The following is a 13,643-nucleotide window of genomic DNA, read 5'->3' as shown; positions in this document are numbered from 1 at the left end:
CGAGAAGCCCTCGTCCGAGCGGCTCCGGTCAGAAGCGACCGGTGAGCTGGGCGCCCGCGAGGCCGAGCGCGGCGAACACGACGCCCCACAGGATGATCGAGATGATCTGCCAGAAGATGACGCGGTTCTTCGGGGCGCCGAAGCCGACGATGAGGGCCGACGTGATCTGGCTCGGGAGCACGAGCTGACCGAGCAGGCTGACGCCCGCGACCCCGTACTTGTCGAATCGGTCCTTGAGCTTCTGCCGGCGCGGCGAGAGCTCCTTCGGCGCGCCGTTCTTCGTCGCGGCGGTGCGGATCCCGTGTGCGGTCAGGACGAAGATCGTCATCGAGACGATGTTGCCGATCACTGCGGCGACGACGGCGACGACGGGGTTGACGCCCGCGACCACGCCGATGAACGAACCGAAGTACGACTCGATGAACGGAATGGCGCCGAGCAGGATCAGGCCGAGCCACTGGATCGCGGCGGGCAGGTCTTCGGTAAACGACTGGAGAGCTTCGAACATGTTTCCATCCCATCGTGTGCGGGGGTGTCGGCACCTCCCCCGCGGGGTGGATTCGGGATCCACCCCGCGGCGGGCGCGTGCCTCAGGCGATCGGAGTCTGGAGACTCTGCGGCTCGCGCGCGTCCGTCTTCGGCGCCCAGTCGGGTCCCGGGCGGAACGTGCGGAACACCAGCAGGAGGACGATGAGTGCGGCCATGAGGATCCATCCGGGCAGGCCGAGCGCCATGCCGATGAGCGGATCCATCTCGGGCGTCGCCCACAGCAGCGGGACCGTGAACGTCGCATTGAGGGCGCCGTGGCCGACGACCGCCGGCCAGACGCTGCGCGTGACGTAGCGCGACCACTGCAGCAGCACACCGACGAAGAAGGTGAAGGCGCACATCGCGAGGAGGCCGACGAGGTCGGTGCGCTGGAAGTTGTAGCCGAGCAGGATGATCGGCGCGTGCCACAGCCCCCACACGACGCCGATGATCAGCGCCGAGCGCCAGAACCCGAGCGGCGACAGCGCAGTCGTCAGGTAGCCGCGCCAGCCGAGCTCCTCGCCGAAGGCGGCGATCGACGACGTGGCCACGGCGATCGGCAGCGACGCGATCTGCAGGATGAGGAACACATCGAGATCCATCTGGCCGGCGAGCTGCTGCTCGACCGCGGCCATCGCCCAGTCGGCCTCCGCCCAGCCGAGCGCGACGGCGAGGACGAATCCGCCGATGCCGACGGCGAGGAACACGACGGGCGCGAGGACGAAAAGCCAGATCTTGCGCGAGACCGGACGGAAGGGCAGGAGCCCGAGATAGCGGGCGCGGGATCCCCTCGGCACGGTCGCGAACGCGATGATGAGCGCGCCCGCCGCCGGGGTGTACATCAGCACGGCCGCCAGGACTCGGAACAGCGGCGACGCGAGCCCGTCGCCGAGCCACAGCGGCAGACACACGAGCCAGCCGAGCGCGAAGGCGATCGCGAGGAAGAGACCGACGGATCCCCACGGCACCCTCGCGGGCGGGATCCCCGGTCGCGCGTCGTGCGGCGAGTACAGATCGGTGGCGTTCATGGGTCCATCGTCCTGCCGCCGCGAGCGGGGCGCATCCGCCCTGCGACGGAGCATGCGGGGTCCGTCGCAGGGCGGCGGAGGATCCCTGTTGCGATGTCCGCACGTGCTGATATCGTTACCAACCACGCACGACTTTGCAGCAGACTGGGCGACGGTGAACAAGACGATGGAGCAGCGTGCCGACGCGGACACGCGCGAGTGGGTTCTCGAGGTCGGCGGCAGCCACGCCACCGCGGCCGCGATCGACGTGGATCGCCCGGATGAGCCGTTCGCACGGCACTCCGACGAGACCATCGACGGCGGCGCCCCACGCGACGAGCTGCTCGACACGATCGCGCGCCCTGCACAGGCGGCGCTGCGCGCGGCGAGCGCGGAGGCCGCCGACGTGCACTGGGCGGTCGCGATGCCCGGCCCCTTCGATTACGACTCCGGAGTCGGTCGCTTCGCGGGCGTCGGGAAGTTCGAGTCCCTGCGGGATGTCGATGTTCGTCAGGAGCTCGCGCACCGACTCGGCTCGCCCCCGCACCAGATCCGCTTCGTCAACGACGCCGTCGCCTACGGGATCGGCGAGTGGGCGTTCGGCGCCGCAGAACGCGTCGACCGCCTCGTCTGCATCGCGCTGGGCACCGGCGTCGGGTCGGCCTTCCTGCGCGACGGCACTCCCGTCGACCACGGCCCGGACGTCCCTCCGGCAGGAGAGGCGCACCGCATCGTCTGGAACGGAGCTCCTCTCGAGGACACCGTCTCGACTCGCGCCATCACGGCGCAGTTCGCGCGGCGCACGGGGCGGACGCTGGCGGTCAAGGAGATCGCCGCTCTCGCCGACACCGGCGACGACGTCGCCCGCTCCGTCCTCGCGGAGGCGATGCGCGCGCTCGGTGCAGCGCTGTCGCCATGGCTGAAGTCGTTCGACGCGCGCCACCTGGTCGTCGGCGGCTCGATGGCGCGCTCCTGGCACCTGCTGGGCTCCGCCCTGTCCGACGGCCTGCAGGCGAACGGCGACATCGCGGTGCGCCCCTCCGCTCTCCTCGACACCGCACCGCTGCTCGGGGCGGCCGCCTGGCTGCGCCGCGAATGCCTGACCCATCCACCCACGACCCCGGAGTGACACCAATGAAGCCCGCTCTCATCGCCCAGGCCCCCTGGACCTCCGAGGAGGCCAGAGAAGGACTCCTCGACCGCGCGACAGCCGCATCCGGCACCATCGGCTCCTCGTCGATCCACGTCATCCCGGAACCGCTCCAGCGCACGGTCGAGGGGACGCGCGTACGCAGCGTCCGGATCGTCGTCGACGGACACACGGGAGAACCGGTCGATCTCGACATCCGCGTGACAGACGACGGCGGCGCCGACCTCGTCGTCGGGCGCGCGGAGGCACCATCGGGCTCGGTCCGCGTCCTCGTCCCGGCCGCCGAGCGCCCGCTGCGCGTGTCGGTCGGCATCCCCGCCCTGGGCGCCGAGACGCTCGACGCGGCGCTCGACGTCGTCCGTGAGTGGAGCATCCACGTCGTGCACCACTCGCACTTCGACTTCGGGTACACCGACCCGCAGGTGGCCGTCATCCGCAATCAGCGGTCCTACCTCGATTCCGCCGTCGAGCTCGCGCACCACACGGCCGACTGGCCGGAGGAGGCGCGGTTCCGGTGGAACGCGGAGGCGCTGTGGGCCTTCTCCGACTGGGAGAAGAACCGCACGTCCGCCGAGATCGACGACTTCGTCGCCCTCGTTCGCGACGGATCCATCGGGCTCAGCGCGATGCCGTACAACCTGCACACCGACACCTGCTCGACCGACGAGCTCCACGAGCTCTTCGCCGAGGCCCGCCGCATCCGCGATGAGTACGGCATCTCGTTCTCCAGCGCGATGCAGACCGACGTCCCCGGCCAGGTCGCCGGCCTGCCGGACGCCCTGCAGGAGGTGGGCGTGAAGTATCTGGCCGTCGCGCACAACTGGGCCGGCCGGTCGAACCCGCATCAGAACGGCGCACTCGACCTTCCGCGCATGTTCCGGTGGCGCACACCCGCGGGCAGCTCGGTGCTCGTCTGGATGACCGACAGCCCGCACGGGCTGGCCTACCTGGAAGGCCCGATGATCGGGCTCACGGAGTCGTACGACACCGCTGAGACGCTGCTGCCGGCGTATCTGACGGCGCTCGCGACGCAGGGCTACCCCTTCCCTCCCGGCGTGTTCGGCGCCCACGGCGAGGAAGACGAGGGCCGCGCCCCCTATCCGTGGGACGTGCTCCACATCCGGACTCAGGGCTACATGGGCGACAACGGCCCCGCCCGGCTGCACCTGTCCCAGCTGGTGCGCCAGTGGAACGAGACGTGGGAGTTCCCGAAGCTGCGCGTCTCACGCAACGAGGACTTCTTCGCCGAGGCCGAGGAGCGGTTCGGCGACGAGCTCGAGACGTACGAGGGCGACTGGGGCGACTGGTGGGTCGAGGGCATCGGCTCGGGCGCGGTGCCGCTCGCGCTCGCACGCGAAGCCCAGGCGCTCGTCCCCGAGGCCCGCTCCCTCTCGCAGCTGGCCGCGCTGACGGGCGGCGAGCCCGCCCGCCACGAGGCCGCCCAGGCTCGCGCCGCCTACGAGGCGATCTCGATGTTCAACGAGCACACCTGGGGCGCGAGCAACTCGTGGACCCACGGCGACGAAGGATACGACTCCGGCGAGCGCCAGTGGCAGTGGAAGGTCGGCCACGCCCTCACCGCGCATCAGCTCGCCACCGACGCCGTCGAAGGCGCGCTGCATCACCTCGCAGCGGCCGTGCCCGCGGCGCCGTCCGCGCTCGCGAGCTATCTCGTCGCCAACGTCACCGGAGGATCCCGTCGATCCGCCGCGCGCATCCTCGTCAAGGAGTCGCAGGTGCCGTTCGACGCCTCCTTCGTCGTCGTCGACGCGCGCTCGGGCGAGACCGTTCCGCATGCCGTCGAGCCGCAGGGCAATTCGCTGCACCGTGAGTCCGGCCGCTGGATCACCTTCAGCGCCGCCGACCTGCCGGACGTCGGCTTCGTGCGGTTCGACCTCGTGGCCGCCGACGCGGCCGCCGCAGCCGCGCCGCCCCTCTCACTGCACACGACGGCGCGCGAGGAGCTGCTGACGCTCGAGAACGAGCACCTCCGGGTCGAGGTGGATGAGCAGCGGTCGGCGATCCGCTCGGTGGTCGAGAAGGCCACCGGGCGCGACTGGGTCAACCAGGGGTCCGTCGTCGGCTTCAACTCCTACATCTACGACACCTACGGCAGCTCCGGCGCCGGGGTGAACCACCTCGCCAACAAGCTGTCGGTCTCGCCGCGCCTCGAGCTGCTGGCCTCTCGCACCGTGGCGAAGCCGGCGGTGCTGATCGAGCGCGTCAACGATGCGGTCGAGCAGCGCCTGGTCTACGAGTACTCCGCCGACGGCGTCGACTCAGTGCAGGTCACGCTGCGCCTGCGCCACGGCGAGCCGCGACTGCTCGTGGAGAACCGCGTGGCCAAGCCCGCGACCCGCACCAAGGAGAGCGGGTACTTCGCGTTCCCGTTCGCCACGGAGGATCCCCGCGTGCGCTTCGAGGTCTCCGGCGGCGCCACCGGTGACGGGCTCCCCCACATCCCCGGCGCTCCGCAGCACATGCGCGCGGTGCGCAACTGGGTCAGCGTGACGGACGGCGACGACGCGGTCGCGTGGGTGACCAGAGACGCGCCCCTCGTGCAGGCCGGCGCGATCTCCCTGCCCTACGCGCCGTTCCCCGTGAGCACGCACCCCGTCGAGCCGAGCACGGTGTTCTCCTGGTTCCACAACAACGTCTGGGACACCAACTTCCCGATCGAGCAGGGCTTCACGGCGACGTTCTCCTACGCGATCGGCGTGCGCGCGCACGCTGCGCAGTCGACGGAGGGCCTGGCGATCGAGACGTCGGCCGCGCTCACGAGCCCCCTGCAGTCGATCGCCGCCCGCGGCAGGGAGGGCGCCGCGATCGACACCGCGCGGATCCTCTCGCTGAGCGACGACCGCGTGCGACTGATCGGGCTCTCCGACCTCGGAGAGAGCGACGGGACGGCCGTCCGGTTGCAGTCGTTCGCCGACGAACAGGTGACGCTGACGATCACGCCGGAGTTCGCGGTCGCGCAGGCGCGCCGCGCGACGCTGCTCGGCGCCCGCCTCTCGGATCTCGACGTCGTCGCCGGCGCCGTCGAGGTCGCTCTGGCGCCGTACGAGACGGTGTCCGTGGAGCTGCGCCGAGGCGCGAGCACCGCCTGACGGCACGACGAAGGGGGCGGCCCGAGATCGGATGATCTCGGGCCGCCCCCTTCGTCGTGTGTCTCAGTACTGACCGAGCGCGAGACCCTTCTGGAAGAAGCGCTGCGCGAACATGAACAGCAGGCCCGTGGGGATCGAGACGAGCAGACCCGCCGTCAGCATGATGGTGAACGGCGCGCCGCCCCCCTCGGCGCCCGCCTGCAGCGCCTGGAGCAGCGGCATCACCGGACGGGTCTCGGCGCTCTGCGTGAGCACGAGCGCGAGCAGGAAGTCGTTCCACACCCAGGTCGCCTGCAGGATGAACACGACGACCAGGGCGCTGCGCGACATCGGCAGGTAGATCCGCGTGAAGATCCGGAACGGCCCGGCGCCGTCGACGACGGCCGCTTCGAAGACGGTCTCGGCGATCCCCGAGAAGAAGTTGCGCATCACGAAGGCCGAGAACGGCACCGACACGACCGAATACACGATCGCCATCCCGACGAAGGTGTCGAACATCCCGATCTGGGTGTACGCAGCGAACAGCGGGATGATCAGCATCTGCAGGGGGAAGATCGTGCCGCAGAAGACGACGAAGAACCAGAAGAATCCGTTCCGAAGCTTCAGCGCGATCACGGCGTATCCGACGCCGGCGCCGAGCACGACGGCGACGATGGGCGCGACCAGGGCGTACAGGAAGGTCGTGAGCAGCCCGGTCGGCACGTCCGTGGTCGTGAACACCGCGACGATGTTGGAGAGCAGTGCGGGCAGATTGCCGGGCGACCACAACGTGAGTCCCGAGTACTCGGACGTCAGCTTGCTCGCGTTGGCGAGCAGAAGGTAGATCGGCAGGAGCCAGAGGATGCCGATCACCGCGAGGATCCCGTAGCGGAGGATGCGGGAGATCATGCGCTGACCTTTCTCGAGGCAGTCGGTTCGCCGAGCGAGAGCTGCTTCCGGAGGTAGATCAGCGAGGCGGCGACCGTCACGACGGTGAGGAAGATCGCGACGGCGGATCCCAGCCCGTACTGGCTGTTCAGGAAGGTGTCGCGGTACATCGTCACGCCGAGCGTCTCCGAGACGCGGTTCGGACCGCCTCCCGTCATCGACTGCACGATGTCGAACGTCTTCAGGCTGTTGACGATCGACAGCCCGACCACGATCGTGGTCGACGGCCGCAGCAGCGGCCAGACGATCGAGGCGAACAGCCGGAACCCGCTCGCGCCGTCCAGCCGGGCCGCCTCGAGCGGCTCCTTCGGGATCGACTGCAGCCCGACGGTGAAGAGGAGCGCGTTGACGCCGACGCCCTGCCAGGCGGCGGCGAAGATCATCACGATCGTGTTGAGCGGGGCGTCTTCGAGCCATCGCAGCTCCGCGCCGGGCAGGTGGAGGAAGTCGAGCGCCTGCGACAGTGCGCCTCCGTTCTGGAAGACGAACGAGAAGATCACGCCGACGGCGACGCCCGACAGGGCGTAGGGGATCAGGAACGGCACGCGCAGCCATGCCGCGCCCGGCAGTCCGTAGGCCATGTAGGCGACGAACAGTCCCAGGGTCACGGGAACGAGCAGGGTGCCCAGCACCCACGCGAGCGTGTTGGCGACCGAGGTGAGGAAGGCCGGGTCCCGGAACATGTCGACGTAGTTGTCGATGCCGATCCACTCAGGGCTCCCGAGTCCGTCGTACTCGGTGAAGCTCAGGAAGACGGTATAGAAGACAGGCAGGTAGAGGACGATGACGACGGCGGCGACGCCCGGGCCCATGAAGGCCCAGGCGGCGCGCTGGTCGTGCGTCGGGGTGCGGTGAGCCATGCGGGTCAGTGGTCCGCCCAGTACTCGTCCGCGACGCGCTCGATGCCCTCGAGATACGGCATCGGATCGCCCGGGTTCGTCATGAAGCCGGTGAACTGATCGAGCGAGGCCGTGAGGATCTCCGCGGGAACGGCCTCGTAGTAGCGCAGGTAGAACTGGTACCCGTCACCCGCGTACTCATCGCCGATCGCGGCGAACTCATCGGAGGACGCCTCGGCGGTCGGGTTGTACGGCAGGTTGCCCTGCTGCTCCGACCATGCGGTCTGGGCCTCGGCCCCCATCCACCACTCGGAGTACTCGAGCCCGAGCTCCTTCTCGTCCGACTTCTCGGGTACGCACGCCGGGGCCGTCTCCGTGGCGACCGGGGTCACCTCCTGGTCGGCGTTGACATTCGGGATCGGGAACGCGCCCCAGTCGGTGCCGGCTTCGAGCCCCACCGTGTCGAGCGTGCTGGCGTACCAGGTGCCGAACGGCATCATCGCGACCTGCTGGTCCTTCATCTGGGTCTCGCCCGGGGTCTTCGAACCCGGATCCGAGAAGTAGCCCTTCTCCTTCATATCGAGCCAGATGTCCATCACCTCGACGACCTCGGGGTCGGTGAAGCTCGCCTCCCCACTCACCAGGTCCTCGTACAGATCCACGTCGGTGCCGGCCAGAAGGATCTGGAACCACACGAACGCCCACGGGTTGCCGCTGGAGTTCCAGAACGGCGCGACGCCCTCGTCGACGAGGACGTCGGCGACGCTCATCATCTCGTCCCAGGTCGTGGGGACCTCAAGGCCGTGCTCCTCGAAGGTGCGCTTGTCGTAGTACATCACCCAGCTGTCGACGCTGATCGGGGTGCAGTACTGCTTGCCGTCGACGGTGTAGAAGTCCCGCACCGATTCGGCCACCTCGCCGTCGGCGATCGCCGCGTCCCACAGCTCCGTGGTCTCGGCGACTACGCCGGCCTCGACGAGGTCCTCGAGCTTGCCGCCCGTGTGCCAGGTGAACAGACCCGGCGCCTTGTTCGAACGGAGCGACTGCTTGACGAACGCCTCGAACGCGTTCACGTCGGCGTAGTGCGTCGAGTCGAGGCTGATGTCGATGGCTTCGTCGGACACCTTCGAGAAGGCGTCGAAGTCCCAGCTCTTGTCCGTCACGAAGGTGAGCTCACCGGTCGTCGCCTGCGACCCGGAGGACCCGGCACACCCCGCCGCACCGAAGGCCATTGCAGCCGTAGCGGCGACCGCGACCAGTCGTCTGCGCGCGTTTCTCATGCGGAACTCCTTTGTTCATACCCCCGAAGGGCAGTCGTCGATGACTGAATGGCAACGCCTTGATATCGTTACCAGCGCGAAGCTAGCACGCTCCCCCTTTTCGAGGCAACCTCTCCGCGCCGCCGAGACGAATCCGTCACCCGACCTCCGATCCGAGGGTTGACCGATGGGAAGTCGGGCGGCACTCTGGACGGGCTGGTAACGATATCAGCCACAGAGATCGGATGAACAATGACGTCACCTCTTCGACCACGCTCCACTCGCACCTGGGCATCGGGGGTCGCCATGACCGCCGTCGCCGCCCTCGCCCTGGGAACCGCCTCCCCCGCCCTGGCCGCACCGAAATCACCGGATGACATCTGGCAGGAACGGGCGGTGACGACGTACGACGCGATGCAGGACCACCTGTATCTCGGCGCCGAGGGCCACCAGCTGTACAAGCTCAACACCGGCACGGAGGCGAACCCGTACTCCTACCTCTGGGAGTACCGCGAGGCCGCACAGGCCACGGCCGACCTGCAGGGGGCGGCCGACATCGGGCCGGCATACGACAACGTCGCGCGCCAGCGCGTCGCGAACTTCGACCTGTACTACAACGTCCGCGACGGCGACCGTCCGGGCTACGAGTCATATCTGCCCGCACCGCTCGGAGGCGGCGGCGACGTCTTCTACGACGACAACAGCATCGTCGGCCTCACCGACATCCGCCAGTACCGCAAGACCGGCGACCCCGAGCACCTCGAGAAGGCGCGGGGCGCGTTCGAGATCGTGAAGCGCGGGTGGAACACGGATCCCGACCTCACCTGCCCCGGCGGGATGGATTGGATCGATCGCCCGGACAACGCCGACCGCGGCGCGAACATCACCGGACTCGGTGCGCAGCTCGCGGCCCACCTGTACGAGCAGACCGGCGAATCCGACTACCTGGAGTGGAGCGAGAAGCTCTACGACTGGAACAACGACTGCCTGGGGTCGTCGCCCGGTCTGTATCTGAACAGCATCGACGACGCCGGCGAAATCAACCCGACGCTGTGGACGTACAACTCCGGATCGATGATCGCGACGGCCACCATCCTCTACCGGGCGACGAAGGACCGTGAGTATCTGAAGGAGGCCGAGGCGGCCGCGCGCGGCTCCCTGGAGTACTGGACCGCCGAGGATCGCCTGCAGCAGCAGCCCGCGATCTTCAACGCGTTCTACTTCCGCGACCTCCTCCTGCTCGACTCCGTCAAGCACGACCCCGCATACCGGGCCGCGGCCGAGGCGTACGCCCAGTCGACATGGGAGTCCAACCGCAATGCCGAGACCGGCCTGTTCCACTTCCAGCCGTCGGGTGGTGGCGACTACAAGCCCGACCGCCCGGCCGCGACGCTGGACAACGCCGGCATGATCCAGATCTTCGCGATCCTGGCGTGGGACAAGCGGGACCTGGACGACATCAGCTGAGGACAGGGGCCCGGAGGCCCGCCGTACCGACCTCCGGGCCCTCCCGCCCGTACAAGGATGTATCGATACCATGACGCCATGACCGAGACCGGCGCCACGCCCCCACTCCGTCCGCACAGCGCGCCGACGGTTCAGGATGTCGCCGCCGCCGCCGGAGTGTCGCCGATGACGGTCTCCCGTGTGCTGGGAGGCGGCGTCAACGTGCGCCCCGAGAAGATCGCGGCCGTCACGGCGGCCGTCGAGAAGCTCGGCTACCGGCGGAACGAGAACGCCCGCAGCATCCGCCCCGGACAGCGCACCGGACTGCTTGGGGTCATCATCACCAACGTCGCCAACCCGTACTACGCGCAGCTGCAGCTGGGTGCCGAGGAGGTCGTCGCGAGCGCGGGGATGCGCCTCCTCGTCGGCAACAGCGGCGAGGACGTCGAACGCGAACGCGCACTGGTCGACGACTTCATCGGGCGCCACGTCGACGGGCTGATCGTCGTGCCGACGGGCGAGCACGTCGCGCACCTGAGCTCCGCCGTGGCCGCGGGCGTCCCCCTCGCACTCGCCTCCCGCCAGGTCTCGGGTCTGGAAGCCGACGCCGTGATCGTCGACGACCACGGCGGAGCCCTGGAGGCGACCCAGCATCTCATCGACGAGGGCCACACGCGCATCGCATACGTCGGCAACACCACCTCCGTCTTCACCTCGCGGCGGCGCCTCGCCGGCTTCCGCGAGGCGCACGCGCGTGCCGGTCTCGAGATCGACGCCCAGCTCGTACGTGCAGCCCAGAACGACTCCGACGCGGCCCGCGCCGCGATGAGCGAGCTGCTGCGGCTCGACGCGCCCCCGACCGCGATCTTCGCCGCCAACAACCGCAACACGATCGGCGTCATGCGCGCCTGCATCGAGGCGGGCGCCCCGACCGCGCGGATCGTCGCCTTCGACGACTTCGAGCTGTCCGACATGACGCCCTTCGACCTCTCGATCGTGGACCACGACCCCCGCGACGTCGGACGCGAGGCCGCGCGCATGATCCTCACCCGCCTCCGCGGAGAGGCCGAGCCGGCCGCACGCGTCCTCGAACTGCCGGCGCGGTTCCGCGCGTAGTCACGCCCCCGGCCCGCAGATCTCCTCACGATGGATGTCGCGCCACCGCTGCGTCATTCTTTTGGTATCGTTACCATTCCTGCGTCATCGACGACGCGAATCCAACAGAGGGGACAGGCGCGGAATGACACACGTGAGCTCGACATCGGACTCCTCGGACCGCTATCGCAGCGAGTACGACCTCGCCCCGTCCGTGGATCTGCCGCACGGCGAGCGCATTCTGCGCGGATCCGACCTCTGGGAGCGTCTGCGCCTCGCGGCGAACGCCAGCGGCGCGCGGCCGCTCATCGCGATCGACGCCTACCCCGGCGCCGACCTCGCCGCGCTCCGCGCCCAGGTGCGCGAGGCGCTGCCCGACGTCGACCTGTTCGACGCCGAGTCCGCCGCGATCGACGGCGCCGCCCTCACGGCATGGATGCAGGCGAACCTCACCGACGACCGCGTGTTCGGCCTGCTCTCGCACAGCAGCATCGACGCGTTCTACGACCCCACGGCCGTGGACGCGCTGCGGTCCCAGATCGCGGAGCGCACGCGCGGCGGCGTGCTGATCGGATGGGGCGCGGCGATGATCGCGCCCGACGCAGACGTCCTCGTCCTCGGCGAGATGGCGCGCTGGGAGATCCAGGGCCGATACCGGGCCGGCATGCCGAACTGGCACGCGGACAACGCCGACCAGGATCCGCTCCGCAAGATCAAGCGCGGCTTCTTCGTGGAGTGGCGCGTCGCCGATCGCCACAAGCGCGGCCTGATCTCCACCGCCGACTTCGTGCTCGACCTCAATCGCGCCGACGAGCCGGCGCTGATCACCGGAGCCGCCTTCCGCGGCGCCCTGGAAGGGGCGGCGCACCGCCCATTCCGCGTCGTCCCGTACTTCGACCCCGGAGTGTGGGGCGGCCAGTGGATGAAGAGCGTCTGCGGCCTTCCCGAGGACAAGGCCAACTACGCGTGGTCCTTCGACGGCGTCCCCGAGGAGAACAGTCTGCTCCTCAGCGACGGCGACACCGTGTTCGAGATCCCGTCGATCGACCTCGTCCTCACTCGGCCGCGGGAGCTGCTCGGCGAGCGGACGCACGCCCGCTTCGGGGCCGAGTTCCCTATCCGCTTCGACCTCCTCGACACGATGGACGGCGGCAACCTCTCCCTGCAGGTGCACCCGCTGACCGAGTACATGCAGGAGAAGTTCGGGATGACGTACACGCAGGACGAGAGCTACTACCTGCTGGACGCGTCCGAGGACGCCGTCGTCTACCTCGGCCTCAAGACCGGCGTCGACCGCGCACGCCTGAGCGCAGATCTCGCGGACGCGGAAGCCGGCCTCGCCCCCTTCCCCGCCGCCGAGTACGTGAACCAGTTCCCCGCAGCCAAGCACGACCACTTCTCGATTCCCGCGGGAACCGTGCACTGCTCCGGCCGCAACTCGATGGTGCTCGAGATCTCCGCCACGCCCTACATCTTCACGTTCAAGATGTGGGACTGGGGCCGAGTCGGCCTCGACGGCGTTCCGCGCCCGATCCACCTCGACCACGCGCTGGCCAACATCCAGTGGGATCGGGACACCGAGTGGACTCGCGCCAACCTGGTCGACCAGGTCGAGACCCTCGGCCAGGGCGACGGCTGGGTGGAGGAGCGGACCGGACTCCACGAACTGGAGTTCATCGAGGTGCGGCGCCACTGGTTCGACGGCCCGGTCCGCCACGACACGCAGGGCACCGTCAACGTGCTCAACCTCGTCGAGGGCGACGAAGCGGTGGTCGAGTCGCCGACCGGCGCGTTCGCCCCGTTCGTCGTGCACTATGCGGAGACGTTCATCGTTCCCGCCGCGGTCGGTGCGTACACGATCCGCCCGCACGGGCGCGGGCTCGGGCAGCGCCTGGGCACGGTGAAGGCCTACGTGCGGGGCACGCGGCGCGGGGCTGGAAAGGCGGAGGGCGCCTGACCGCGCGGCGGCATCACGCCGCCGCGCGCACCCGGCGGTTGTGGCGGAGGACGACGGCGCACGCGCCGAGGGCGATCACCACTGCGACGCTCACGCCGACCCAGGCCGAGAGCGCGATGCCGAACATCGCGGCACCGCCGACCGTCAGTCCGGCACCGAGCGCGCGCTGAAGAATCTCGTGCTTGGGCACGACGGGCGGCTCACCGAGCCACGGGATCCTGCTGTCGGGGTTCGCGCGCACGGTGCGCAGGAGTGACGCCGCGAACAGTGCCGTTCCCGTCAGTGCCAAGAGGATCCCGACCGCAATGAGCATGCGCCCATTCCA

Annotated in this window: 11 protein-coding genes; 5 read left to right on the top strand and 6 right to left on the bottom strand. The window is 69.3% G+C overall.

The window, feature by feature from the left end; all coding sequences use genetic code 11:
* Positions 1–28: 28 nt before the first annotated feature.
* Together KOL93_RS07860 and KOL93_RS07855 are read right to left on the bottom strand one after the other, a co-directional pair.
* The gene (locus tag KOL93_RS07860; RefSeq protein WP_221584788.1) at positions 29–508 is read right to left on the bottom strand and encodes a hypothetical protein; all 480 of its coding nucleotides are present in this window, start codon (positions 506–508) and stop codon (positions 29–31) included.
* Positions 509–590: 82 nt separating this feature from the next.
* Positions 591–1,556, bottom strand: a complete 966-nt coding sequence (locus KOL93_RS07855) for a CPBP family intramembrane glutamic endopeptidase (protein WP_221584787.1) — start codon at positions 1,554–1,556, stop codon at positions 591–593.
* Positions 1,557–1,710: 154 nt separating this feature from the next.
* On the opposite strand from KOL93_RS07855, the gene KOL93_RS07850 reads away from it, so the two are divergent.
* On the top strand, positions 1,711–2,664 hold the full coding sequence (locus tag KOL93_RS07850) for an ROK family protein (protein WP_221584786.1): 954 nt from the start codon (positions 1,711–1,713) through the stop codon (positions 2,662–2,664).
* A gap of 5 nt (positions 2,665–2,669) precedes the next feature.
* On the top strand, positions 2,670–5,795 hold the full coding sequence (locus KOL93_RS07845; protein WP_221584785.1) for a glycoside hydrolase family 38 N-terminal domain-containing protein: 3,126 nt from the start codon (positions 2,670–2,672) through the stop codon (positions 5,793–5,795).
* A gap of 63 nt (positions 5,796–5,858) precedes the next feature.
* Here the strand turns inward: KOL93_RS07845 and KOL93_RS07840 are convergent, their stop codons facing one another.
* From KOL93_RS07840 to KOL93_RS07830, 3 genes are read right to left on the bottom strand one after another with little or no spacing between them, the layout of a single operon-like run.
* The gene (locus KOL93_RS07840) at positions 5,859–6,683 is read right to left on the bottom strand and encodes a carbohydrate ABC transporter permease (protein ID WP_221584784.1); all 825 of its coding nucleotides are present in this window, start codon (positions 6,681–6,683) and stop codon (positions 5,859–5,861) included.
* Positions 6,680–7,582 (bottom strand): carbohydrate ABC transporter permease, encoded by a 903-nt coding sequence (locus tag KOL93_RS07835; RefSeq protein ID WP_221584783.1) that lies wholly within the window; start codon positions 7,580–7,582, stop codon positions 6,680–6,682. Before KOL93_RS07835 ends, KOL93_RS07840 begins: the two co-directional genes overlap by 4 nt.
* A gap of 5 nt (positions 7,583–7,587) precedes the next feature.
* Complete coding sequence (locus KOL93_RS07830) at positions 7,588–8,841, bottom strand: ABC transporter substrate-binding protein (protein ID WP_221584782.1); 1,254 nt, start codon at positions 8,839–8,841, stop codon at positions 7,588–7,590.
* A 285-nt stretch (positions 8,842–9,126) separates the two neighbouring features.
* Here KOL93_RS07830 and KOL93_RS07825 point away from each other — a divergent pair, with 285 nt between their 5' ends.
* The 3 genes from KOL93_RS07825 to KOL93_RS07815 all read left to right on the top strand — a co-directional run bounded on the left by KOL93_RS07825 (position 9,127) and on the right by KOL93_RS07815 (position 13,318).
* On the top strand, positions 9,127–10,287 hold the full coding sequence (locus KOL93_RS07825; protein WP_221584781.1) for a glycoside hydrolase family 76 protein: 1,161 nt from the start codon (positions 9,127–9,129) through the stop codon (positions 10,285–10,287).
* Between the two features lie 78 nt (positions 10,288–10,365).
* Positions 10,366–11,382: a LacI family DNA-binding transcriptional regulator gene (locus tag KOL93_RS07820; protein WP_221584780.1), complete on the top strand. Its 1,017-nt coding sequence runs from the start codon at positions 10,366–10,368 to the stop codon at positions 11,380–11,382.
* A gap of 124 nt (positions 11,383–11,506) precedes the next feature.
* A complete protein-coding gene (locus tag KOL93_RS07815) occupies positions 11,507–13,318 on the top strand; it encodes a class I mannose-6-phosphate isomerase (protein WP_221584779.1) in 1,812 nt (603 codons plus the stop codon).
* Positions 13,319–13,331: 13 nt separating this feature from the next.
* Here the strand turns inward: KOL93_RS07815 and KOL93_RS07810 are convergent, their stop codons facing one another.
* Positions 13,332–13,631 (bottom strand): hypothetical protein, encoded by a 300-nt coding sequence (locus KOL93_RS07810; RefSeq protein WP_221584778.1) that lies wholly within the window; start codon positions 13,629–13,631, stop codon positions 13,332–13,334.
* Between the last annotated feature and the right edge of the window lie 12 nt (positions 13,632–13,643).

The sequence above is a fragment of the Microbacterium salitolerans genome (assembly GCF_019720895.1).
Lineage (GTDB): Bacteria > Actinomycetota > Actinomycetes > Actinomycetales > Microbacteriaceae > Microbacterium.
This window is presented reverse-complemented; position numbering and strand designations above follow the sequence as displayed.